At 73.6% G+C, this 23,066-nt stretch carries 20 protein-coding genes and 1 riboswitch; of the genes, 13 read left to right on the plus strand and 7 right to left on the minus strand.

What is annotated here, in order from left to right; genetic code table 11:
* Positions 1 to 27: 27 nt before the first annotated feature.
* Both AC230_RS12325 and AC230_RS12330 read right to left on the minus strand, forming a co-directional pair.
* Entirely contained in the window at positions 28 to 1,143 is a 1,116-nt protein-coding gene (locus AC230_RS12325; protein ID WP_049716186.1) for an alpha/beta hydrolase, read from the minus strand.
* Positions 1,144 to 1,412: 269 nt separating this feature from the next.
* Positions 1,413 to 2,315, minus strand: coding sequence for a hypothetical protein (locus tag AC230_RS12330; RefSeq protein ID WP_049716187.1), 903 nt, complete (start codon positions 2,313 to 2,315; stop codon positions 1,413 to 1,415).
* A 655-nt stretch (positions 2,316 to 2,970) separates the two neighbouring features.
* On the opposite strand from AC230_RS12330, the gene AC230_RS12335 reads away from it, so the two are divergent.
* The 9 genes from AC230_RS12335 to AC230_RS12375 all read left to right on the plus strand — a co-directional run bounded on the left by AC230_RS12335 (position 2,971) and on the right by AC230_RS12375 (position 13,307).
* On the plus strand, positions 2,971 to 5,160 hold the full coding sequence (locus AC230_RS12335; protein ID WP_049716188.1) for a hypothetical protein: 2,190 nt from the start codon (positions 2,971 to 2,973) through the stop codon (positions 5,158 to 5,160).
* A 62-nt stretch (positions 5,161 to 5,222) separates the two neighbouring features.
* Complete coding sequence (gene pelF, locus AC230_RS12340; protein ID WP_049716189.1) at positions 5,223 to 6,737, plus strand: GT4 family glycosyltransferase PelF; 1,515 nt, start codon at positions 5,223 to 5,225, stop codon at positions 6,735 to 6,737.
* Positions 6,734 to 8,170, plus strand: coding sequence for a hypothetical protein (locus AC230_RS12345; protein WP_049716190.1), 1,437 nt, complete (start codon positions 6,734 to 6,736; stop codon positions 8,168 to 8,170). Before pelF ends, AC230_RS12345 begins: the two co-directional genes overlap by 4 nt.
* A gap of 143 nt (positions 8,171 to 8,313) precedes the next feature.
* Positions 8,314 to 9,312 (plus strand): SDR family NAD(P)-dependent oxidoreductase, encoded by a 999-nt coding sequence (locus AC230_RS12350; protein WP_049716191.1) that lies wholly within the window; start codon positions 8,314 to 8,316, stop codon positions 9,310 to 9,312.
* A 51-nt stretch (positions 9,313 to 9,363) separates the two neighbouring features.
* Positions 9,364 to 10,077 (plus strand): sugar phosphate nucleotidyltransferase, encoded by a 714-nt coding sequence (locus AC230_RS12355; RefSeq protein WP_049716192.1) that lies wholly within the window; start codon positions 9,364 to 9,366, stop codon positions 10,075 to 10,077.
* Between the two features lie 9 nt (positions 10,078 to 10,086).
* Complete coding sequence (locus tag AC230_RS12360) at positions 10,087 to 10,965, plus strand: NAD-dependent epimerase/dehydratase family protein (RefSeq protein ID WP_049716193.1); 879 nt, start codon at positions 10,087 to 10,089, stop codon at positions 10,963 to 10,965.
* Positions 10,962 to 11,606 carry a spherulation-specific family 4 protein gene (locus AC230_RS12365; protein ID WP_049716271.1) on the plus strand — a complete coding sequence of 215 codons (645 nt, stop codon included), beginning with the start codon at positions 10,962 to 10,964 and terminating at the stop codon, positions 11,604 to 11,606. The genes AC230_RS12360 and AC230_RS12365 overlap by 4 nt, the downstream gene beginning before the upstream one ends.
* The gene (locus AC230_RS12370) at positions 11,588 to 12,484 is read left to right on the plus strand and encodes an endo alpha-1,4 polygalactosaminidase (RefSeq protein WP_049716194.1); all 897 of its coding nucleotides are present in this window, start codon (positions 11,588 to 11,590) and stop codon (positions 12,482 to 12,484) included. The genes AC230_RS12365 and AC230_RS12370 overlap by 19 nt, the downstream gene beginning before the upstream one ends.
* Before the next feature lie 189 nt (positions 12,485 to 12,673).
* Positions 12,674 to 12,824, plus strand: a riboswitch (cyclic di-AMP (ydaO/yuaA leader).
* A gap of 6 nt (positions 12,825 to 12,830) precedes the next feature.
* Positions 12,831 to 13,307 (plus strand): C40 family peptidase, encoded by a 477-nt coding sequence (locus tag AC230_RS12375; protein WP_049716195.1) that lies wholly within the window; start codon positions 12,831 to 12,833, stop codon positions 13,305 to 13,307.
* 149 nt (positions 13,308 to 13,456) lie between these two features.
* On the opposite strand, the gene AC230_RS12380 is transcribed toward AC230_RS12375, so the two are convergent.
* Positions 13,457 to 13,855: a YchJ family protein gene (locus tag AC230_RS12380; RefSeq protein ID WP_049716196.1), complete on the minus strand. Its 399-nt coding sequence runs from the start codon at positions 13,853 to 13,855 to the stop codon at positions 13,457 to 13,459.
* A 210-nt stretch (positions 13,856 to 14,065) separates the two neighbouring features.
* Here AC230_RS12380 and AC230_RS12385 point away from each other — a divergent pair, with 210 nt between their 5' ends.
* Complete coding sequence (locus AC230_RS12385; RefSeq protein ID WP_049716197.1) at positions 14,066 to 14,653, plus strand: hypothetical protein; 588 nt, start codon at positions 14,066 to 14,068, stop codon at positions 14,651 to 14,653.
* 40 nt (positions 14,654 to 14,693) lie between these two features.
* Here AC230_RS12385 and AC230_RS12390 read toward each other — a convergent pair whose 3' ends face one another.
* Positions 14,694 to 16,256 carry a PQQ-binding-like beta-propeller repeat protein gene (locus AC230_RS12390; RefSeq protein ID WP_049716198.1) on the minus strand — a complete coding sequence of 521 codons (1,563 nt, stop codon included), beginning with the start codon at positions 16,254 to 16,256 and terminating at the stop codon, positions 14,694 to 14,696.
* Between the two features lie 152 nt (positions 16,257 to 16,408).
* Between AC230_RS12390 and AC230_RS12395 the strand changes: the two genes are divergently transcribed.
* Both AC230_RS12395 and AC230_RS12405 read left to right on the plus strand, forming a co-directional pair.
* Complete coding sequence (locus AC230_RS12395; RefSeq protein ID WP_049716199.1) at positions 16,409 to 17,422, plus strand: PD40 domain-containing protein; 1,014 nt, start codon at positions 16,409 to 16,411, stop codon at positions 17,420 to 17,422.
* Positions 17,423 to 18,168: 746 nt separating this feature from the next.
* The gene (locus AC230_RS12405) at positions 18,169 to 18,609 is read left to right on the plus strand and encodes a nuclear transport factor 2 family protein (protein WP_049716201.1); all 441 of its coding nucleotides are present in this window, start codon (positions 18,169 to 18,171) and stop codon (positions 18,607 to 18,609) included.
* On the opposite strand, the gene AC230_RS12410 is transcribed toward AC230_RS12405, so the two are convergent.
* From AC230_RS12410 to AC230_RS12420, 3 genes are read right to left on the minus strand one after another with little or no spacing between them, the layout of a single operon-like run.
* Positions 18,606 to 19,619: an alpha/beta hydrolase gene (locus tag AC230_RS12410; protein WP_053161137.1), complete on the minus strand. Its 1,014-nt coding sequence runs from the start codon at positions 19,617 to 19,619 to the stop codon at positions 18,606 to 18,608. The two genes, AC230_RS12405 and AC230_RS12410, sit on opposite strands and share 4 nt — an antisense overlap.
* 11 nt (positions 19,620 to 19,630) lie before the next feature.
* Positions 19,631 to 20,641, minus strand: a complete 1,011-nt coding sequence (locus AC230_RS12415) for an SDR family NAD(P)-dependent oxidoreductase (protein WP_049716202.1) — start codon at positions 20,639 to 20,641, stop codon at positions 19,631 to 19,633.
* A gap of 8 nt (positions 20,642 to 20,649) precedes the next feature.
* Positions 20,650 to 21,816, minus strand: coding sequence for a UDP-N-acetylglucosamine--N-acetylmuramyl-(pentapeptide) pyrophosphoryl-undecaprenol N-acetylglucosamine transferase (locus AC230_RS12420; RefSeq protein ID WP_049716273.1), 1,167 nt, complete (start codon positions 21,814 to 21,816; stop codon positions 20,650 to 20,652).
* 167 nt (positions 21,817 to 21,983) lie between these two features.
* Between AC230_RS12420 and AC230_RS12425 the strand changes: the two genes are divergently transcribed.
* Positions 21,984 to 22,604, plus strand: a complete 621-nt coding sequence (locus AC230_RS12425) for a TetR/AcrR family transcriptional regulator (protein ID WP_049716203.1) — start codon at positions 21,984 to 21,986, stop codon at positions 22,602 to 22,604.
* Positions 22,605 to 23,066 lie beyond the last annotated feature (462 nt).

The following is a 23,066-nucleotide window of genomic DNA, read 5'->3' on the forward strand; positions in this document are numbered from 1 at the left end:
TCCGGCGGGGGAAGCGGACGCGACGGCTCAGTGACCTGCGGCGAGCTCCTTGTCGAGCCAGCGCAGCACCTCGGGGTACTCCTCGCGCCACGTCTGGAAGTTGTGGCCCCCCTCGTCCCGCAGGAGCGTGTCCACCTTGGTCGGCGCCTTGGCCTTCTGCGTGAAGTGCATGGCCTGCTTGTAGTACTTCTCCTCACCCTTCTTGCTGATGCCGACCAGGAGGGAGACGGGCGGCGGGGGCATGTGGGCGAGGCGCCAGACGAGGTCCGACTCGTTCTTGATCTGCTTGTTGCCGGCGTAGAGGTCACCGGTGTCGCGGTCCTGGCGGGCGAAGAAGTCGGCGGACAGGCCGGCGGCGGCGCCGTAGCGGGCCGGGTTGGTCATGGCCATCTTCAGCGCGCAGTAGCCGCCGGTGGAGTTGCCGACCGCGCCCCAGGCGCCCTTGGAGTTGTCGGCGCGGTAGACGTCGTTGACGGCGATGGGCAGGTCCTGGTTGAAGAAGGCCAGCGCCTGCGGGCCGCCGGGGACGTCGGTGCAGTTGGTGTCGCGGTTGGCGACGACCGAGGGGCGGACCATGAGGACGATCGTGGGCCGCATCTGCTTCTTCACGATCGCCGTGGAGGCGGCCTGGGGGACCTTGATCTGGGTGATCAGGTTCTTGGAGAGGCCGGGCTGGCCGGTGACGGCGACGATCACCGGGAAGCGGTCCTTCTCGTGGCCCTTCTGGAAGTACTGCGGCGGCAGGTACGCGTAGCCGTCCATCGAGAAGCCGGTGACCGGGCCGTGGATCTGGATGCGGTCCACCCGGCCGGCCTTCTCCTTGGGGCCGAGCCCGACGGACTCCTGGCCCTTGACCACCAGCGCCGGGGCCCGCTTGCCGCCCTCGGTGCGCTGGAGCTCCTGGTGACTGGAGTTGCGGCCGAGCAGCTCGTTCCAGGTCGAGTAGAAGCCGAACTCGTTGTTGGCCACGACCAGGAGCAGGGCGAGGATGCCGACCTGGGAGAGGAGCAGCAGGCTGAGCCGCGAGGCGACGGCGAGCACGCCCTTGCGGGCGACACGTGGCCACAACCACAGCACCAGGGCGCATATCGCTACCGCGACGCACACCAGGAACAGCACGAGGTTTTGGGACGTGAGGCCCACGGTGGTAACTCCTCTTCGGGGGATGTTCTCCCGGAAGAGAGGGGCGGAAAGCGGGGGCGGTTCCCCGTGCGGCCTGTGATTTCCCGCCGTCCGGCGGGGCGCGTGCGGCGCCGGTCGGGCGCCCGCGACGTGGTGTGACGAGGGCGCCTCCGTCCGTCACGCGGACGCGGTTGTTTGCGCAATTCGGCAAGTGACGGCCGGCGTCCGGGGAATTCCGGGGAATTCCGCTCGGGGCGCGGATTCCCGTCCGGAATTCCCCGGCCGTTTCGTCACTGCCGGACGGTCCAGTGGTCATTGGCCCCCGCCCGCACGAACTTCAGCGGCGGGCAGAGGAAGTCGCGCCCCTGGGGATCCGGCTCCGTCCACGGGGCCTCGGCCGGGCCCGCCGGGCGCCAGGTGCCGCCCCGGCGCAGCTGTATCGCGGAGCTGTCGAAGACGGTCCGCCGGGCCTCGGTGCAGTACCAGCCCACGCCCGTCGCGGGGTCGACGCTCGCGTAGACCTCGAACATGTCCCAGCCGTGCGAGAGCCCGCTCCGGTCCTTCCCGGAGCGGCGGTACAGCAGCTCCCAGGCGGCGGTGCGGCGGTTGTAGAGGTAGGCGGACCAGGTGTTGGACGCCGCGTCGTCCAGCACCAGCTGGACGCCGTACGCCGCCGAGTACGTCGTGAGGAAGTCCGCGTCGAGGGGCACGACCTTCGCGGGGCCGCCGGGGGAGCCGCACCAGTCCCACGCCCACAGCTCGTTGCCGCTGTTCCAGTACGCGGTGACCACCTCCATGCAGGAGTTCTGGGCCTTGGTGGTGGGGGAGTAGGTGAAGTTGTCGGGGTCGGAGACCCGGTAGGAGGTGTCCACGCTGTGGGTGGCCGTGATGCCGTCGTGGGTGCCGGGCTGCGGGAAGACGCCCCACCAGTTGTGGGTGAGGTCGGCGCGCGGACGGTGCCGGCGGCCCTCGGCGAAGGCGCGGACGGCGCGGTCGCGCGCGGGTGAGCGGTCCGGCGTCCTGGCCGCCGCCACCGTGCCGCGGTGGGGCGCCCGGGGGTCGGGGCCGCGGTCGGCGTCCCCGGCGGCCGGGGCGGCGCCGAGTGCCGCGGGCACGAGGAGCAGGGCCGCGACGAGGAGGGCGAGGGGGAGGGACCGGTGTCTGTGGGGGAAGGGGTGCGCGCGTCCGCTCATGGGGGCTTCTTCCGGGCCGATGCGGGGCCAAGGGGTGACCAAGGGAGGTATTGGCCCATACCAAGCAATGGCAATGTCCATGACAATGTTGAAGACGTCAAGGGTCCGGTCGTCCCCGATGCCCCCGGAGCCGCGTCGCGCCGACCGAACATCTCCGGCAAATCCGACGGCCTTCATCAGGCCGATCTCGGGGCGCCCTCCCCGTCGCGGCGCATGCGGTCAAATGTGCGAAAGACTGGTGTCCGGGCCGCGGGGGCCCGGGAATCGCCCCAGGTCATCTCGGCCGACATGGGCCGGTGGCGCATGCCCCCGCCGCATCGCTGACTTCGCGGCAGGGCGGCGCATTCCGGCCAGGCACACGTGAACATCCGCCGTCTCCTGGGCCGTGCGACCCACGGGGCGTTCAACCATGGCGCACTATATGGGCTGGGCGATCGAGAGGCGGCTCCTCCTCCCGTCGCCCCGCGCCCCCGCGCCCGCAGCACCGGGCCCGGCGGGGGACGAGTGCGGCCGGAGCGGGGAATCCGGCCGAGTGCGACAGCACAGCCGGGGGTCGATCCACCGTGCGCGCAGGGGTCCGGCCACCCCGCGCGACAGATTCCGAACGGACGCCGCAGCGCTGCGCGTTGCCGTCCCAGCAGGGGGGAGTAGCACCATGGTGCGCACCACACGTCTGCTCGCGGCATGGGCCGCCGCGGGCCTGCTCGCGATCACGCTGCCCGTCACGGGGGCCAGAGCCGACGACCCGGTACCCCGGGTCGACCTGCGGGTCCTCGTCGTCGACGACGGCGGTCCCGCCACCGAGGCCATCGGCGCCGAACTCACCGCCGCCGGAACGCCGTACACCACCGTCCGCCTCGCCGACTCCGGGCGTCCGCGCATCGACGAGGCGTTCCTCAGCGACACGCTCGACGGGCGGCCGCACGCCAGGTTCCAGGGCGTCGTGCTGCCCAACGACAACCCCTTCGGGGAGGGTTCGCCGGAGATGGCGGCCCTGGCCGGGTACGAGAAACGGTTCGGCATCCGGCAGGTGGACGCCTACACGTACGCCCGCCCGGCCGTCGGCCTCAAGGCCGCCAAGGAGGAGGGCTGGAGCGGCGTCCTCGACGGGAAGAACGCCGAGGTGACCGCCGCCGGCGCGGCCGGGCCCTTCGGCTACCTCAGGAAGAACGTGCCCTTCGAGGACAACGACCCCGAGGTCAACGAGAGTTACGGCTACCTCTCCGCCCCGCTCGACAAGCAGAACTACGGCGCCTCCTTCACCACCTTCCTCGACGCGCCCGTCCCCGGCGGCTCCGGCCGCGGCTCGCTCATCGGCCAGTACACCCACGACGGCCGCAGCGAACTGGTCGTCACCTTCGTCGCCAACCAGTACCAGACCCAGTTCCGGCTGGTCTCCCGCGGCATCGTCGAGTGGCTGACCCAGGGCGTCCATCTCGGCGCCTCCCGCGACTACTTCGGCGTCCACGTCGACGACCTCTTCGCCTCCGACGACCGCTGGGACAGCAAGCGCAAGTGCACCCCCGGCGACGTCGACTGCCCCGGCAACCCCTCGCCCGACGCCCCGCCCATCCGCATGACGCCGGACGACGCCCAGTACGCCAAGGACTGGTCGAAGAGCCACAACCTGCCGATCGACTTCGCCTACAACGGCGTCGGCAGCGAGGAGTACCGGGCCGCCCACGGCGGCGCCCGCGACCCGCTGCTCGACCGGTTCGTCGCCGACCAGCAGTCCTTCCGCTGGCTCAACCACACCTACACGCACGCCTTCCTGGGCTGCCAGCAGGACCTGAGCACCGTCCCCTGGAAGTGCTCCACCGACCTCCTCGGCCGCGTCCGCTGGGTCGGCGGCGCGAAGATCACCGACGAGATCGCGCGGAACCTCGCCTGGGCCGCCGCCCAGGGCCTCAGGGTCGAGGCGGACGAACTCGTCACCGGTGAGCACTCCGGCCTGCGCACCCTGCCCCAACAGCCCGACGACAACCCGGAGTTGGCGCCGTCCCTGACCCGCACCGGCGTCAAGTGGATCGCCAGCGACACCTCCCGCGAGCCGCAGCAGCGCAAGGTCGGACCCGCCCTCACCGTCTCCCGCTTCCCGATGAACGTCTACTACAACGTCGGCAAGGCCGTGGAGCAGACCGACGAGTACAACTGGCTCTACACCAGGAAGGCCGACGGCGGCAGCGGCATCTGCGAGAACTCCAAGGTCACCACCTGCCTCAAGGCCCCGCTCGACGTCAGGAACGGCTACGCCTCCTACATCGCGCCGCTGGAGGCCCGGATCGCCCTGAGCCACGTGCTCGCCAACGACCCGCGCCCGCACTTCATGCACCAGTCCAACCTCGCCGAGGAGCGGATCGGCTACACCATCCTGGAGAAGGTCCTCGCCGACCACGGCGCCCTCTTCGCCGACAACACCCCGCTGGTCAACCTCCGCATGCGCGACATCGGCACCGAACTCGCCAAGCGCGCCGCCTGGAACGCCGCCGTCACCGCCGGCAAGGTCACCGCGTACCGCGTCGGCACCGCCGTCACCGTCACCGCGCCCGCCGGCACCGACGCGCCCCTGACGCTGCCCACCGGCACCACCCAGGTCAAGAACGGCACCTCCGAGACCTTCGGCAGCCCCTACGCCGGGCGGCGCTCCGGCTGGGCCCTGCCCGCCGCCGGGGAGAGCGCCGCCGTCTTCGCCCTGCCCGCCGGCGGCACCCCCGCCGCCCCGCACGCCCGGGGTACGGCCGCCCGCGTCCAGGCCCCCGCGCCCGCCCTGCCCGTGCCCTACGGCGCCGGCCACCGCGTCCCCCTCGGCGCCGGGAAGACCGCCGGGAAGACCGCCGAGCGCTGAACCCCCGCAAGCTCCGTGCGCACCACCCCACCTCACCGTCTCCGCGAAGAAACCGAGTCTCCATGCACGGACCCCTTGCCGCACCCGCGGCGGACGCCCCCTCGGTGACCCTGCTCACCGAGGGGACCTACCCCCACAGCCACGGCGGGGTGAGCGTCTGGTGCGACCAACTGGTGCAGGGCATGCCCGACATCGCCTTCCGGATCATCGCCGTCACCGGCACCGGCCGCGAAGAGCTCGCCTGGCACCTGCCGCCCCACGTCGGGCGGGTCGACACCCTCCCGCTGTGGGGCCCCGCCCCGGCCGGCCGCGCACCCCGCGGCCGCCGGCTGCGCGCCTTCCTCACCTGCTACGAACAGTTCCTCCTCACCCTCCTCGACCCGCACCACGAACACGACTTCGCCCGCACCTTCTACCGCCTCGCCGACCACGCCGCCGAGGGCACCCTCATCCCCGCCCTCCGCGGCGAGGCCGCCGTGCGCACCCTGGCCCGGCTCTGGCGGCGCCCCGGGCTCGCCACCGCCGCCGCCCGCCCCACCCTGCGCGACGCCCTCACCGCCACCGACCTCCTCGAACACGCCCTGCGCCCGCTCGCCGCCGACCCTCCCGCCGAGGGCATCACGCACGCGGTGAGCGGGGGCCTGGCCGCCGTCCCCGGACTGCTCGCCCACCACCGGTACGGCACCCCGCTGCTCCTCACCGAGCACGGCATCTACCTGCGCGAGCGCTACCTCGGCTTCCGCACCGAGCCCTACCGCTGGCCCGTTAAGGCCCTCATGCTCGGGCTCTTCCGGCTCCTCGCGAAGGAGACCTACCGGGTCGCCGCCCTCGTCACCCCCGGCAACCGCTACAACCGGCGCTGGGAGGAGCACGGCGGCACCCCGCCCGACCGCATCCGCACCGTCTACAACGGCGTCGACCCCGCCGCGTTCCCGCCCGCCGGGCCCGAACCCGAGGTGCCCACCCTCAGCTGGGCCGGACGCGTCGACCCCATCAAGGGACTCGACACCCTCATCCGCGCCTTCGCCCTCGTCCGCGAGGAGATACCCGAGGCACGCCTGCGGCTCTTCGGCGGCACCCCGCGCGGCGGCGAGGCGTACCGCACCGCCTGCGAGGACCTCGCCGCCGGACTCGGCGCCGCCGACGCCGTCACCTTCGAGGGACGCGTCGACGACATCCGCGACGCCTACGCCGCCGGCAACGTCGTGATGCTCTCCAGCATCAGCGAGGGCTTCCCCTTCACCCTCATCGAGGCCATGTCCTGCGGCCGCGCCACCGTCTCCACCGACGTCGGCGGCGTCCGCGAGGCCGTCGGCGACACCGGGCTCGTCGTACCGCCCCGCGACCCGCGGAGCATGGCCGACGCCGCCCTGAAGCTCCTGCGTGATCCCGGGCTCCGGGCGGAGATGGGGGAGAACGCCCGGCTCCGGGTCATCGAGCAGTTCACCCTCCGGCAGACCATCAGCGCCTTCCGGGAGATCTACCACGACCTGTCCGGCACCCGGCGCGCCGCCGCGGCCGCCCTCTCCGCACGGGACCTGCCCGCCATGGCCCTGGCCGCCGGCGGTGCCGGATGAGCGGCCCGCTGCGGCTCGTGCCGCCCGACCCCGACGCCGTCCACGAACTCCCCGCCGTCCGGCCGCGGTACGGGGCGGCCGTCGACGAACTCGCCCGCGAACTCGCCGACGTGTGCGCCGCCGCCGTCCACCCCGACGAGATCGCCGCCGTGCTGGAGGCCGACGGCCTCACCAGCGAACAGATCGCGGGACGTTACGGCCTGCGCGACTCCTTCGAACTCGCCGCCGCCCTCTACGACCGCGTCCCCCGCGCCCACCCCGAACCCCCGCCCGCCCCCGACCCCTGGCGCACCAGCCCCGGCCTCGTCCTGCTGCGGTCCCTGGTCTTCACCCTGCCCGGTCTCGGCTACGCCCTGGGCGCGCCGCTGATGTCCGGGGGGCGCGGCGCCGGCGGACTGCCCGGGGGGACCGCCGCCCTCGTCGCCGCCGCCCTCACCGCCTGGGCCTGGAACCAGGGCCTCGCCCACCGGGCCTACCTGCGGCTCGCCTCCGGCGGGCGGGCCGCCGCCGGGCGCTGCCTGCGCACCGGCGCCCCGCTCGGCGGCCTGCTGGCCACCGTCGCGGCGCTCGCCTTCGGCGGGCCCGCCGGGGCCGTCGCGTTCGCCGTCGGACAGGCCCTCTACCTCTCCGCGGCCACCGTGCTGCTCGTCCTCGGGCGCGAACGGCTGCTGCTGTACACGCTGTTGCCGGTCGCGGGCGGGGGCGCGGCCGCCCTCGTCACCGACCCGCCGCCGGCCCTGGCCGCCGGGCTGCTGCTGGCCACCCTCGCCGGGGTGCTCGCGGCCTCCTCCTTCCAGTGCGTCCTCGCCCGGCGCGAGAAGGGCGCCGGCGCGGGCGGCACGGCGGCGCCCTCGCCGCTCGCCTCGCTGCCCTACGGCCTGTTCGGCCTGGGCTGCGGCGTGCTGACGGCCGTCGCCGCGCTCGGCGACGTCGTACGGCACGGCAGCCGTGCCGAACCCGCCGGGCCCGCCGTCATCGCGCTCACCCTGAGCATGGGCGCCGCCGAGTGGCTGCTCTACCGCTTCCGCAGCCGGGCCCTCGCCGCGCTCGGCCGCACCACGACGACCGGCGCGCTGCTCGCCCGCGTCGCCCGCGTCCTCGGCGGCTGCCTGGCCGCCTACCTCGCCGCGCTCGCCGTGCTCGTCCTGGCCGCGGACGCCGTCTGGCCCGGCGGACCGGCACCGGCCGCCGTGCACCTGGCCGGTCTGCTGGCGCTCGGCGCCGTGCTGTGGACCGGCCTGCTGCTCCAGGCGTACGGGGTCGCGTGGCCGCCCGCGCTCCTGTGCCTCGCCGCCGGCGCGGCGGAGACGGCGGCGCTCGCCGCGCGGCTCCCCTCGCCGGCCGCCGCCCAACTCGTCGTCTGCGCCTGTACGACGGCGGCCCTGCTGGCCGCCGCGACGGCGCTCCTCGGCCGGATCACGGCCCACCGCTGACCCGCCCGGGCCGCGCACCCGGAACACCACCGGGCGCCCGGCCCCGACCTCCCGGGCCCGCACGGGCCACCCGTACGACCCCGGCCCGCCCGGGCCCCCGACCAGCCGCCCGCACGGGCACCCCGCACCCCAAGGAGACCCGCATGCCCGCCACCACCGTCGCCGTCACCGGCGCCGAGGGGTTCATCGGCTCGCACCTGACCGAGGCGCTCGTCGCCGACGGACACACGGTCCGCGCCATGGTCCAGTACAACTCCTTCTCCTCCTACGGATGGCTGGAGACCCTGCCGCCGGACGTCCTCGGCTCCGTCGAGGTCGTCCTCGGCGACGTCCGCGACCCCGGCTCCGTCCAGGACCTCGTCAAAGGCGCCGAGACCGTCTACCACCTGGCCGCCCTCATCGCGATCCCCTACTCGTACCGGGCCCCGCACAGCTATGTGGAGACCAACGTCACCGGCACGCTCAACGTCCTGGAGGCGGTGCGCCACCTCGGCGTCCCGCGCCTCGTGCACACCTCCACCAGCGAGACCTACGGCACCGCGCGGACCGTGCCGATCGGCGAGGACCACCCCATCAACACCCAGTCCCCGTACGCCGCTTCGAAGGCGGGCGGCGACCGGCTCGCCGACAGCTACCACGCCAGCTTCGGCCTGCCGGTCGTCACCCTGCGGCCGTTCAACACCTTCGGCCCCCGCCAGTCCATGCGCGCCGTCATCCCCACCGTGATCGGACAGGTGGCCGCCGGCGAACGCACCATCACGCTCGGCGACCTGCGCCCCACCCGGGACTTCAGCTACGTCAAGGACACCGTGGCCGCGTTCCGCGCCGTGGGCACCGCGCCCGCCGAACGCGTCGTCGGCCGGACCTTCAACTCCGGTACCGGGCAGGAGATCTCCGTCGGCGACCTGGTGACCGTCATCGGCAAGCTCATGGACGCCGAACTCGACATCCGCTCCGACGCCGACCGCGTCCGCCCCGCGGCCTCCGAGGTGATGCGCCTGGTCTGCGACGCCTCCCGGCTGCGGGCCGCCACCGGCTGGGCGCCCGCCCACACCCTGGAGGAGGGCCTGGCCGCCACCATCGCCTTCTTCCGCGACCCGGCCAACCTCGCCCGCTACAAGACCGGCATCTACAACGTCTGACCGCTTCCCCGGTCCACTCGCGCCGTCCGACCCGCAGAGAGGAACCGCACCGTGCACGCTGTCATCCTCGCCGGAGGCAAGGGCATCCGGCTGCGCCCCTACACCACCGCCCTGCCCAAGCCGCTCGTCCCGATCGGCGACCAGCACGCGATCCTGGAGATCGTGATGCGCCAGCTCGCGAACGCCGGGTTCAGCAGCTGCACCCTCGCCATCGGGCACCTGGGCCACATCATCCGCGCCTATGTCGGCGACGGCTCCCAGTGGGGGCTGGACGTCGACTACACGACCGAGGAGAGCCCGCTGGGGACCATGGGCCCGCTGCTCACCATGGGTGACCGGCTGCCCGAGTCCTTCCTGGTGATGAACGGGGACGTGCTCACCGACCTCGACTTCGCCGACGTCCTGCGCGCCCACCGGGACTCCGGCGCCCCGCTGACCATCGCCACCTACGCCCGCAAGGTCCACATCGACTTCGGGGTGCTGACCACCGAGGCCGGCCGTGTCACCGGCTTCACCGAGAAGCCCAGCATGGACTACCGCGTCTCCATGGGCGTCTACGGCGTCACCCGCGACGCCCTCGCCCGCTACACCCCCGGGCTCCCGCTCGGCTTCGACGAGCTCGTCCTCGACCTGCTCGCCGCCGGGACCCCGCCCAACGCCTACGAGTTCAGCGGGTACTGGCTCGACATCGGGCGCCCCGACGACTACGACCGCGCCAACGCGGAGTTCTCGCGCCGCCGCGACCTGCTGATCAAGGGAGCGTGACCGGCCCCCATGCGCATCCTCCTCCTGGGCGCCACCGGCTTCCTGGGCCGGCACGCCGCCGGGCAGCTGCGCGCCCTCCCGGGCGCACGGGTGCTCGACGGCGGCCGGAGGCCCGGCAGCGCCGTCCCCTGCGACCTCGCCGCCGACGGCCCGGACGGCCTGGCCGACGCCCTGCGCGCGGCGGCGCCGGACGCCGTCGTCAACTGCGCCGGTGTCACCGGCGGCGCCGCGAGCGCCCTCGCGGCCGTCAACGCCCGTGGCCCGGCGGTGCTGTGCGAGGCGCTGCGGGCGGCCGCCCCCGGCGTGCGGCTGGTGCACCTCGGCTCGGCCGCGGAGTACGGGCCGGTCGCGGCGCCGCACTCCGTCGCCGAGTCCGCCCCGGCCGCGCCGCCCGGCCTCTACGGCGCCACCAAGCTCGCCGGGACGCTGGCGGTCACCGGCTCCGGCCTGGACGCGCTCGTCCTGCGGGTGTTCAACCCGCTGGGGCCCGGCGCCCCGGCCGGCTCCCTGGCCGGGCGGCTCGCCCGGCAGCTCCGGGAGGCCGGGCCCGACGGCACCGTCCGGACCGGCGACCTGTCGGCGCACCGCGACTTCGTCGACGCGCGCGACGTGGCGCGGGCCGTCGCCCTCGCCGTCACCGCCCCCGGGCCGGTCACCGGCATCCTCAACATCGGCAGCGGCACGGCCCGTCCGGCCCGCGAGGTCGCCGAGGGGCTGGCGCGGGCCGCCGGCTTCCGCGGCCGGATCGAGGAGGACGGCGCCGGGTCGCCGCGCTCGGCCGCGCTGCCCTGGCAGCAGGCCGACGTGACGGCCGCCGGACGGGTCCTGGGCTGGCGGCCGGCGTACGAACTCGGCACGACCCTCGCCGACTTGTGGGCCGCGCCGTGACCGAACGGTCGCTGCTCGTCCCCCTGTACGTCCACCCCGGCGCCGAACCCGGCCCCTGGGAACGGCTGGTGCGGGCCGCGCCAGCGCTGCGCGGGGTGGTGCTCAACGCGGCGGACGGACCGGGGCCGCGCCCCGACCCGTCCTTCCGCGCCGTCGCGGCCCGGCTGCGCGCGGCGGGCGCCCCCCTGCTGGGGTACGTCGACACCGCCTACGGCCGCCGCCCGCTCCGGGACGCCGTGGCGGACCTGCGGCGGCACCGGCGGTGGTACGGGGTCGACGGCGTCTTCTACGACCGGGCGGCGGCGGAGGCGGAGTTGCTGCCGCGCTACCGCCGACTCGCCCTGGTGTCCAGGACGTTGGGCGCGCGGACGGTCGTCCTCAACCCCGGCACCCACCCCGATCCCGGATACGCGGAGGTCGCCGACCTGCTGGTGACCTTCGAGGGGCCCTGGGAGGCCTACCGCTCCGCGGGGATCCCCGCCTGGACGTCCGACCATCTCCCCACGCGCTTCTGCCACTTGGTCTACGGTGTGCCCCAGGAGCGGGCCGGTCTGGTGGCCCGGACGGCCGGCAGACGCGGTGCCGCGGTGCACTGCGCCGTGCCGGGGAACGGAGAGAATCCATGGCGGACCGCACCATGAGACGGCGGCGGCTGCGAGGCGGGGCCCTGACGGCGGCCGCGCTTCTGGTCGCGACGGGGTGCGCGGGGAACGTGTCCTCCTCCGGCGAGGCGGGACCGCCCCCGGCGGGAGCCTCGCACCCGGCCTCCCACGGGCCGTCGCCCTCCCCGAAGTCCCCCAAGTCCACGCCCCGGAAGGGCCGTTGGCAGCCCACGCCCGGCACCCGCTGGCAGTGGCAGCTCGACGGCGCCGTCGACACCTCCGTCGACGTCCCCGTCTACGACATCGACGGCTTCGAGAACGACGCCGCCACCGTCGCGAAGCTCCACGCCGACGGGCGCAAGGTCATCTGCTACGTCAACGTCGGGGCGTACGAGGACTGGCGGCCGGACCACGACAGGTTCCCGGCGTCCGTCCTGGGCGCGAAGAACGAGGGGTGGAAGGGCGAGCAGTGGCTCGACATCCGGCGCCTGGACGTCCTGCGGCCCATCATGGCGGAACGTTTCGACATGTGCCGGGAGAAGGGGTTCGACGCGGTCGAGCCCGATCTGACGGAGGGGTTCCGCAACCGGACGGGCTTTCCGCTCACCGCCGCCCACCAGTTGGCCTTCAACCGCATGATCGCCTCCCTCGCCCACGAGCGGGGGCTGGCCGTCGGCCTCAAGAACGACCTGGAGCAGATCCCCGAGCTCGTCGGCGACTTCGACTTCGCCGTCAACGAACAGTGCGCGCAGTACGGGGAGTGCGAGCGGCTCAGGCCCTTCGTGGCGCGGGGCAAGGCCGTCTTCCACGTCGAGTACGAGATGACGCCCGGTGAGTTCTGCGGCGGGACGAGGCGACTGGGGCTGTCCTCCATGCGGAAGAAGCTGGGGCTGAACGCCTGGCGCCAGGCGTGCTGAGGGTCCGTCGAAACGGGAGGAAACGGGACGGAGGTTCACTCCCGACTGCGTGAAGAACCTCACAGAACACCGTTTCGGCACGGGTTTTCGGCGGCGGATGGTGCAGGATCATCCACCGGACAACCAAGAACCCGTCAAAGAGGCGGGCGACCCGGGCGGACGCCGAGTCCTGCCGCCGTCCCGGGTGCGGACCGGATTTCGCGGATCGGCAGGAGCGGGAGACCCAGGCACGACGGACCACGAAGGCGGTGGTTCTAGGGGTGAAGCCACATGGTGGCCGGGCAACTTCGCCAGCCCGAACCCGACAGGTCATCTTTCGCAGGCGGATGACGAAGGGCTTATCGGCATGTCTGCGCTGCCTCGAATACCCGCGCTCATCTCCCGGGCCGGAACCGCATCGGCCCTCACCGCCGCGACCGTCGCGGCCTCCGTCCTGCTCCCCGGCCTCGCCGGTGAGGCGCAGGCGGCGACGTCGCCGGGCGCCAAGGCGGTCAAGGTCGCGGCGTCGAAGAAGGGCTCCCCCTACCAGTGGGGGGCCACCGGGCCGAATCGTTTCGACTGCTCCGGTCTGACGCAGTTCTCCTTCAAGAAGGTCGGCAAGAGGCTGCCGCGCGTCGCGGCGGACCAGTACAACGCGACGCGTCACGTCGCGCGGGGCTCGCGCTCCGTGGGCGACCTCGTCTTCTTCCACTCGGGCAGCTACGTCTACCACGTGGGCATCTACGCCGGGGGCGGCAAGATCTGGCACGCGCCCGGCACGGGCAAGAAGGTCCGCCTGGAGAAGATCTGGACCAACAACGTCTGGTACGGCCGCGTCCGCTGACGCGTCGGCTGCCAGGGGCCGGACGGGCTGATGTCAGCCCGTCCGGCGCTTGAGGACGAGCGGCGAAGCCGCGACGGGGGCGCAGCCCCGCCCCACCGCGCGGAGCGCGGTCCCGGGGGGAGAGAGAACCTCTCCGGGGCACCCCCGCGTCACGTACCGTCCACATACACCCAGCGCCCGTCCTCACGGACGAAGCGGCTCAGCTCGTGCTGCGAGTCCTCGGCACCCCCGACCCGGCAGCGCGCGACGAACTCCACCGTCCCCTCCTGGTGGAACGCCGTCCCGCCGGACGTGGAGAGGATCTCCAGCCCCGTCCACCGCACCCGCTCGTCCAGCGACAGCTCCGCGGGCCGCGTCGACGAGTGCCACGTGCGCAGCAGATACGCCACGTCCCCCACCGCGAAAGCGCTGTAGCGCGACCGCATCAGCCGCTCGGCGGTCGGCGCGGAGGAGCGTCCGGCGTGGAAGGCGCCGCAGCAGTCGGCGTAGGAGGCGGGCAGTCCGCAGGGACAGGGGGAGGCGGCGGGGGAGACGCGGTTCTTGGACATCCCACGATTGTCCCCCGGGCGGAACCCTTTCGGGCGCACGGGTGGTCCGCGCCGGCATCCCCCACCCCGTCGGGGAAACCGCACGTCAGGGCAGGGGCCCGCCCGCCCACGCCGGGCGGCGCTTCGGTTGCGGGCCCGCGCGGCCCCTGCACACGGTGGGCACGAACCGGCCGGACCGGACAGCAGACGCACCGGAAGGGAACTGCCCGCATGCCCGCGAAAGCGAACCCGCCCACCACCGTCGCCCTCGCCCTCTGCGGCTCGCTCGCCCTCGGCCTGACCGGCACGGCCCTCGCCGTCGAGCCGCTGGAGGCGGCGCCGAAGCCGAGACCGGTCGCCGCCCCCGCCCCGGCCGTCACCGCCCGGATGGCCCTGCTCGGCAGCCTGGGCACCCTGCTGACGCTCGGCACCGGCATCGCCCGGGACGCCCACGCCGCCAGGCCGGACGCCGCGAGGCTGAAGCTCGTCCAGCGTCAGCTCGCGGAGGAGGGCGCCCGGCTGCTCGCCTCCGCCCGGGCCCAGGCCCAGCAGGCGCCGGCCACCGCGAAGAACGACCCGAAGGGCAACAGGAGGAAGGACCCCGTCGGCGACATCAGGACCGCCCTCGACCAGCTCGGCAAGGACGCCACCAGGCTCCTCAACGACCTCGCGGCGAACAACACCGCCGCCGTCTCCGCCGACGTCACCCAGGTCCTGGCCGATCTGACGAAGCTGACGGCGCTCGTCCCCCAGGTCGGCGGCGGCCTGCCCGGGGTGCCCGCACCGGTGCCGCCCCTGCCCGTCCCCGTCGGCCGGTAGGCGGGCGGGGAGGACGGCGGGCGAGCAGGCCGGCAGGAGCTCACCCCAGCAGGCCGTACACCCGCAGCGCCCCGGAGAACGTCGCCACGTACACCTTCCCGTTCGTCACCGTCGGCGGGACGAACTTGGCGAACAGGCCGACGTCGTCCCGGTCCGCGACCATGCGGCTGTTCCACAGCTCCCGGGTGAGGTCGTCGGCCCGGTAGACGCGGACGACGCCCTCGACCACGGCCTGGTTGGCGTCCTTCGCGTACGGGTGGCAGGCCCACAGCAGACCCGTCGCCGGGTCGCACCCGTGCGCGGAGACGGACAGGAAGCCGCCCGGCATCCCGGGCGAACCGCCCGGCACCCCCGTCGGATCCACGGTGGTGCTCGTCGACACCGGTGCCGTCACCAGCCGCCCGCCGGCGAAGCGGTAGGCGCGCAGGAACGCGTTCTCCGGCCAGACGTACACCCACGAGCCGCCGCGCGGCGACCAGTGCACGGCCCCGCCGTGGATGTGGTGGCGGAGCCCGTCCGGCCCGGCGACCTGGAAGCTCTGCACGATCTGGCTGTCGGACCCGGGGTGGAAGTGCCCGAGCGCGCGGGTGTCGAGCAGGTAGAACTTGCCGGCCTTGCCCCCGCAGAGCAGCAGCCGCGTACCGGGCACCAGCAGCGGACCGGCCGAACCGAGGTCCGCGTCGGCCGCGTCCAGGGCCGCGTTGTCGAAGGGCGAGAACCAGTCGGCGACGGTCAGGTCCGGGCGGAGGCGGACGACGCAGTCGCCCAGCTCCGAACCGTCCGCGCGGAAGCCGCCGTTGCCGGTGACGCAGTACAGGTCCCCCTCGTCGTCCACCGCGAGCCCCTGGCCCGCCTGCCAGACGCCGCCCAGCCCGGTGCCGGGGGTGGTGACGAACACACCCGTGCGCCGCAGGGTGCCCGCGTCGTGGCCGAACACCCAGCCGTGGTAGGGACCTTGGTCGCCGTAGGAGGCGAAGGCCGTGTACACCCGGCCGTTCGCCAGGGTCAGCGCCGCACGTTGCAGCTGCCGGTTGCTGGTGAAGGTGATGCGGCCGTCGACACTCCCGTCACCGCCGCCGCGCACGGTGGCGGCGATCCGCACCGGCCCGCCCAGCACCTCCCGTCCGGTGCGCACGTCCAGCGCGTGCAGGGTGTGGTGATGGCCGTCGGACTCCTTGGTGAACGCGACGGCGTACAGCACGCCCCGCTCCCGGTCGACGACCGGCGTGCCGACGATCCCGACCTCGACCGCGATGTCCCGGTAACCCCTCGGCCCGATCGCGGGATCGGGCAGCGGGGCGGACGGGCCCAGCGAGGCGTGCCAGAGCGGGGCGGAGGCGGCCGGGTCGTCGGCGTCGAAGGCGTAGACGCTGTTGTGCATGGTGGCGACGTAGACGACGTTCCTGACCACCCGGCCGGGGAGTTCGAGACCGGGCAGGTACAGCGGCTGGGCGTACACGTGCCCGTCCACCGCCCGGCTGAAGAGCAGACCGAACGTGTCCGGGCCGACGGTGGCCGGACTCAGCGCCGTCTCCCGCAGGTTGGCGCCGGTGCGCCGGTTGTCGTTGTGCTGCGTGGTGACCGGGACCGGGCAGTCCGTCACGGCGGCCTCCGGATCCCTCGTGGTGGGCCGGCTTCCAGGGTCGGCCCGGCGGGGGGTGCCCGGCAATCGCCGGATCGAGTGACGGTGCGCCGTGCGCAGCGTGTCTCAAGTGACCGTTGTTCGTCGCGAGTTGCGTCGGCTAGGGTCGGCCGGTGCGCAGACGCCTGCTCGTGACGATGCTCCTGGCCGCCGTCGCCCTGACGGCGTGCGGGTCCGACCACGACTCACCGTCCCCGGAGCCGGTGCCGAGGCCGACGGGCAGGGGGCCCGTGCGCGCCGACGGCGCCGAGCTCCTGCACCGGCCCGGCGGCCGGGCCAGCGCCCAGAACCCCGCCTTCTCCCCGGACGGCCGCTCCCTCCTCTTCACCGTCTTCCACGACGGCTACAACGAGGGCGCCGCCGCCCTGCGGACCCTGCCGTTCCGCGGCGGTGCCGCCCGGGAGAAACCCCGTACCGTCCTGGACGAGTCCGACCGCGCCGCCGTGAACCTCCCCGGCACGAGCTGGCACCCCTCCGCCGGGCTCACCTTCACCTCCGACCGCGCGGGCCGCGACGAGGTGTGGACCCTCAAGCCCGGCGGCAGGCCGGAGCGCGTGACCGAGCACGACGGCGACACCGGTTACCTGGAGCCCAGCTTCTCGCCGGACGGGCAGTGGATCGTCTTCCAGGAGAGCGTGGAACGCGCCGGCGACAGCGGCGGCGAGGGCTCCATCTGGAAGGTGCGCCGCGACGGGACGCACCGCACCCGCCTCCTCGACGGCCCCGCCACCCACACCGACAACCGCCAGCCCAACTGGTCCCCCAGGGGCGACCGCCTCGTCCTCCAGCGGCGCGAACGCGGCGGCGACTGGGGGCTGTTCGTGATGGACGCGGACGGCGGCGGGCTGCGCCGCCTCACCACGGCCGCCGGTGAGCACACCGACCCGAGCTGGTCCCCCGACGGGACGTCCGTCGTCTTCTCCTCCACGGCCGGCGGCCTGGACCTCCCGCAGATCTTCGTGATCCCGGCGGCCGGCGGCCGCCCCGTACGCGTCACCCACGACGCCACGTCCTACGACGGCGCGCCCAGCTGGTCGCCGGACGGGCAGTGGATCGCCTTCGAGTCGCACCCGGGGGACGACGACCGGCCCTCGTCGCTGTGGCGCGTGGCGGCGCCGCGGCGGTGACGCGGCGCACGGACGGGCCCGGCCCCCGCGGCCGGCGGCTCGGACCGCCTCGTCCGCGGCATCCGGCAGCGGCCGCTCCCTGACCAGGAGGGTGAGCGCCAGAGCCAGGGCCATGAAGGGCACGGTTCAGGTGAAGACGGCCCGGAACGCCGCGGTGCCCGAGGGGGCCCCGGCGGACAGGACCGCGCCGAAGAGGGCGGCACCGAGGGCCCCGCCGAGGGAGCGGAAGAAGTTCAGCACACCGGTGGCGGTGCCGATGTGCTCGTGGCGGTGCGGTGGAGGACCACGTCCTCCTCCGCCGGCCGCCGGGTCGGGACGCGGCCGGCGCGCAGCCAGCGGGAGAGCGCGAGGACGAACCACCCGCTCGCCCCCGCCCCCGCCCCCACGGCCCGAACCCGCCGCGCTGCGGCCGCGGGCCGCCGAGGGCCGTGCCCGGAAGGAGTGAGACCGACGCCAGCCGCATCCCCCTCCCCACCGTCGACCTCCTCGCGGGACTTCCGGCGGATGACCGCAGGGGCGCTGCGGCTCCGCGACGTGGAGGGCATGGTGCAGGCGGCCGTCACAGGGCACCACCCGATCCGCTTCGCCCGCGACGCCGTCGCCGGACGCACCGAGAAGTCCTTCTCCGCCCCACCGTCCTCGACACGCGGTCCCGTACCGAAGTCCCCGCACCTGTCGCGGAGTCCGCTCCGCATGCTATTCATGAAAGTGAGTAGTCACTTACATGAAGAGCAGAGGGGTGCGCCGTGACCACCACCGCAGACCGCTTCCGCGCCGCCGTCGAACGGCGCGATCTCACCGCCCTGGACGACCTGTTCACCGACGACATCCGCTTCTACAGTCCCGTGAAGTTCTCGCCCTTCGAGGGCAGGCCCATGGTGCTGGGCCTCTTCGGCGTCCTGCTGCGCACCTTCGAGGACTTCCGCTACATAGGCCGTCACACCGGCAGCGCGGAGACCTCCGGCGGGACGACGGCCCCGTCGGAGGTCCTGCTCTTCCGCGCCGCCGTGGGCGGCAGGCAGATCCACGGTGTCGACCTGCTGCACTTCCACGAGGACGGCCGGATCAAGGAGTTCACCGTCATGGTGCGGCCGCAGTCGGCCGTGCAGGTGCTGGGCGAGGCGGTCCTCGCGGGGCTGGCGGCGGACGGGCTCGTGCCGGCGCCCGCGGGACCGGCCGCCGGCTAGGACGGTGTGGGGCCCGTCATGTGCTCGCTGATCCACTGGATCGGGCCCATGCCCATGCTCGGCACGTAGGTCCTGGCGTTGTGCTCGCCGTCCGGTATCTCGCGCAGCATGGTGTGCACCGGTCCTCCGTTGCCGTAAGTGCTGATGAACTCCCTGGTGTTCCGCATCGAGGTCCGCTCCTTGGTGCCGACCTGGAAGGCGAGGTAGACGTCGGGGCCCTTGCCGTCGATCAGCCGTTTCGCCAGTACCTGCGGGTTGTTGGCGGCCTTCTCCGCCGCGTGCCCGGCCCACAGCGGCGAGTCGGGGACGATGTCCGGGCCCGACGCGATGACGGCCTTGAAGCGGTCCGGCTTCTGGAGCACCGCCTTCAGCCCCGCGAAGGCGCCGGAGGAGGAGCCCATGAAGGCCCAGCCGTCGCGCTGCTTCAGCGTGCGGAAGTTGGCCTTGATCAGGTCGGGGACGTCCTCGGTCAGCCAGGTGCCCATCTTCGGCTGCCCGGGGATGTCGCTGCCGTCGTAGTAGTTCTTGTCGTCCGGGTTGAGCACCGGCATCGCCACGATGAAGGGCAGGCTCCTGCCCTCCTTCGACCACTGCGCGATCGACGACTGGAGCTTGAGGTCCGTCCCCATCCAGTAGTTGACCGGGTAGCCGTTGCCCCCGGGCAGCGCGATCAGGACGGGGAAGCCGGACTTCGCGTACGCGGGATCGTCGTACTGCTTCGGGGCCCAGACCCACACCTTGCCCTTGAACCCGGACTTCTTGCCGTCCAGGGTGACGACACCGATCTTCGTGCCGTCCTGCACGGTGTTGGCGACGCGGAAGTCGGCCCTGGGGCCGGTGGGCATGAGGGTGCCGCGGGCGCCGGTGCCCCCGCCGCCGGTGTCGCCGAAGGTGATCGGATCACCCTTGTCGGAGAAGACGCCGGTGAACTTCAGCACGGGCCAGGCGATCAGGGCCAGGACGGCCACGCAGGCCACCGTCCAGGTGCGGCGGCGTTTGGTCGTGGTCATGGGGTACCTGCTCACATCTGGTAGCGGTCGGGGGAGAAGAGGTGCAGGTGGTCCCTGACCCAGTCGGAAGTGCGGGCGAGGCCCTCCTCCAGGTCCACCCGGGGGCTCCAGCCGGCCCATTCACGGGCCCGGGAGTTGTCCGAGAGCAGCCGCTCGACCTCGCTGCCGGCCGGCCGCAGCCGCGCCGCGTCCACCACGACCCTCGCGTCCCGGCCCGACGCCCGGATCAGCGAGGCCGCCAGGTCGCCGACCGATATCTCGCGCCCCGTACCGAGGTTGACGACGTGCCCCACCGCCCGGTCGCAGTCGGCGAGGGCGAGGAAGCCCTCGGCGGTGTCGGTGACGTAGGTGAAGTCACGGGTCGGCGAGGTCGAGCCCAGCCGGATCTCGTCGGCGCCGGCGTGCAGTTGGGCCAGGATCGTGGGGATCACCGCGCGGGCGGACTGGCGCGGCCCGTAGGTGTTGAACGGGCGCACCACCGTGACCGGCAGGCCGAAGGAGTGCGCGTAGGACAGCGCCAGCATGTCCGCGCCGATCTTCGAGGCGGAGTACGGCGACTGCGGCTGCAGCGGATGGTCCTCGCGGATCGGGACCGTCCGCGCCGTGCCGTAGACCTCGCTCGTCGAGGTGTGCACCATGCGGCGCACGCCGTGGCGGCGGCAGGCCGCGGCCACGTTCTCCGTCCCGGCCACATTGGTCTGCACGTACGCCTCGGGGGACGCGTAGCTGTACGGGATGCCGATCAGCGCCGCCAGGTGGAAGACGGTGTCGCAGCCGGCGACGGCGTCCGAGACCCGGTTCGCGTCCCGCACGTCCCCGGCCAGGAACTCCACGGGGGAGTCCGGACCCGCGTACCGTGCCAGATGGCCGCGTTCGGCGTACGGCTTGTAGTGCGCCAGCACCCGGACCCGGGCCCCGCGCTCCACCAGCAGGCCGACCAGGGCCGAGCCGATGAATCCTTCGGCTCCCGTGACGAGGACCGTCCGGTCCTGCCAACGGGAGGGCGTGGTCTTCGCGTTCATGTCTTTCCTCATCGGGTCGTCGTCAGGGCGGGCGTGCGGCCGGCCAGGCGCAGCACCCATGCCGCCATGAGGCCGGCTGCGGCCGCGTGGGTGCCGGGGTCGGCCGCGGCGCTCATTGCGGCCAGCCGGTGCGGCTCGTCGAGCAGCGGGCCGATCAGCTCCGCCAGCCGGTCGCCGTCCGCCTCCGCGTCCGGCAGCAGCAGGCCGGCGCCCGTGTCGGACAGCACCCGGGCGTTGTGGGTCTGGTGGTCGTGCGGCGCGTGGGGGTAGGGGACGAGGACCGCGGGCACCCCCAGGGCGGACAGTTCCGCGACCGTCGCCGAGCCGGCCCGGCACACCATCACGTCGGCGGCCGCGTACGCCAGGTCCATGCGGTCCAGATAGCCGGCGGCCGTGGCGACGCAGCCGGAACCGTCCGCGGCCAGCCGGGCCCGGACCTCCTCCAGCGCCGCCGGTCCCGTCTTGATCAGCAGATGGACGTCCGGCCGGGCGCGCCAGAGCCGCGCCAGCCCCACCGCGGCATCGGTGAGCCGGGCCGCGCCCAGGCTGCCGCCGTTGAACAGCACGAGCCGCTTCCCGTCCGGCACCCCGAGGGCCCGCCGGGCGGTGCCGCGCAGGGCCGCCCGGTCGAGCCCCGCCACCGCCCCGGCCAGGGGCATACCCACGGTCCGCGCCCGCTCGGCGGTCCGGGCCGGGAGATGCCGGCGCGTACGGTCGAAGGCCAGCGCCACATGCGGGGTGAGCGCCGCCGCGAAGCGGTTGGCGCGCCCCGGCACCGCGTTGGACTCGTGCGCCAGCGCGGGCCGGCCTGCCAGCCGGGCGCCGAGCACGGCGGGCGCGCTCGGGTACCCGCCCATGCCGATGACGACCTGGGCACCCTGCTCCTCGATCACCCGCCGCGCCTGGCGGCCCGAGCGCAGCAGATCGGCGGGCAGCAGGAATCTGCGGGCGCCGAGCGACGGGTCGAACGGGATCATGTCGACCGTGTGCAGCCGGTAGCCGGCCTCGGGTATCAGCCGCGTCTCCAGGCCGCGTTCGGTCCCGACGAAGCTGATCACCGCGTCCGGGACGGCTCTTCGCAGCGCCTCGGCGACGGCCAGCCCCGGATAGATGTGGCCGCCGGTGCCGCCCGCCCCGATGACCACCGAGAGGGTGGTGTCGTGTGCTGTAGCCATGGCCACAGCGTGGAGAAATGTCCTAAGAGGGTTTTAAGAGGTGTTATGCGGGCCTTGTTCGCGCCGGCGTCGCCGGCAGCGGGCGCGGGGCCGGTCGGCAGTGGGCGCGGGGCTAGATTGAATACCTTCCCACGTCCCTCCCACCCCAGGAACATGGCGACTCCACGATGACAGAGCGACCACCGCACGGTACGGCCCGACCCGGCGGGCGTACGGCCCGGACGCGGGAGGCCGTGCTGGCCGCCGCCCTCGAAGAGCTCGGCGTTCACGGATACGCCGCCCTCACCGTGGACAGGATCGCCCAGCGGTCCGGCGTCCACGCCGCGACCATCCGACGGCGCTGGCGCTCGGTCCAGGGCGTCATCATCGATCTGCTGGCCCAGCACAGCGGATCGCTCCCCACCCCCGACACCGGTGACCTCCGCCAGGACCTGCACGAGCTCGCCCGGGCCATCGCCGACTACCACGCCTCACCGCGCAGTCGCAACTTCATCGAAGCGACCATTGTCGCGGCCGCCCACAACCCTCAGGTCTCCGACATCGTCCGGGACGCCTTCACCGCCCGCACGGAGCAGGTGACCTGCATCGTCACCAGGGCCGTCGCCCGCGGTGAACTGTCACCGGACGTGGACGCGCGTGAGGTGATCGCCGCCCTGAGCGCGCCCTTCTACTACCGGCTCCTGGTCCTCCGCGGCACTGCCGACGACCGTCTCGTCCACACCAGCGCGGAAGCGGCCTACCACGCGGCGCGTGGCGGAGTGTTCGTCCCGCCCCCTTCCGGCCCCTGAGGCCGAAGGCCGCTCCGTGTAGGCGAAGCGCCGGCCCGTACCAGTGGTGGCCTTCGCGGACTTGACGCGGAGTCAGTGATTCCGGATTAGGTCACGAGGGCATCACAAGCTTTCCATCGCCACCGCCCCTGGCGCGCCGCCCCGCCGTCCGGGCAACAGCGGACGGGCGCACTCCGCGTCAGTCGGCGGGCCGCGGGGTGATCTCCTCCTGGCCGGAGCGCCAACTCCCCCATGAATCGGCCGGGTTGACCTGATTCTGCTTCCCCGGTCAAGGCTGCCCGAGCCCGTGCCGCCTCGACGTCCCCCGCCGTTCCCATCCCTTGTCGATCAGTACGTTTTGTTCGGGTTTTCGGCGTATGGGCCGGAATGTGGCGTGACTTGTGGCGCCCCCGCCCTCCCCCCTAATGTTCACTCGTCGCGCATTAAGGATCTGTCCGTCGCTGAAGGCAGCCCGGTTCGAGA

It is taken from the genome of Streptomyces caatingaensis (assembly GCF_001187435.1).
Lineage (GTDB): Bacteria > Actinomycetota > Actinomycetes > Streptomycetales > Streptomycetaceae > Streptomyces > Streptomyces caatingaensis.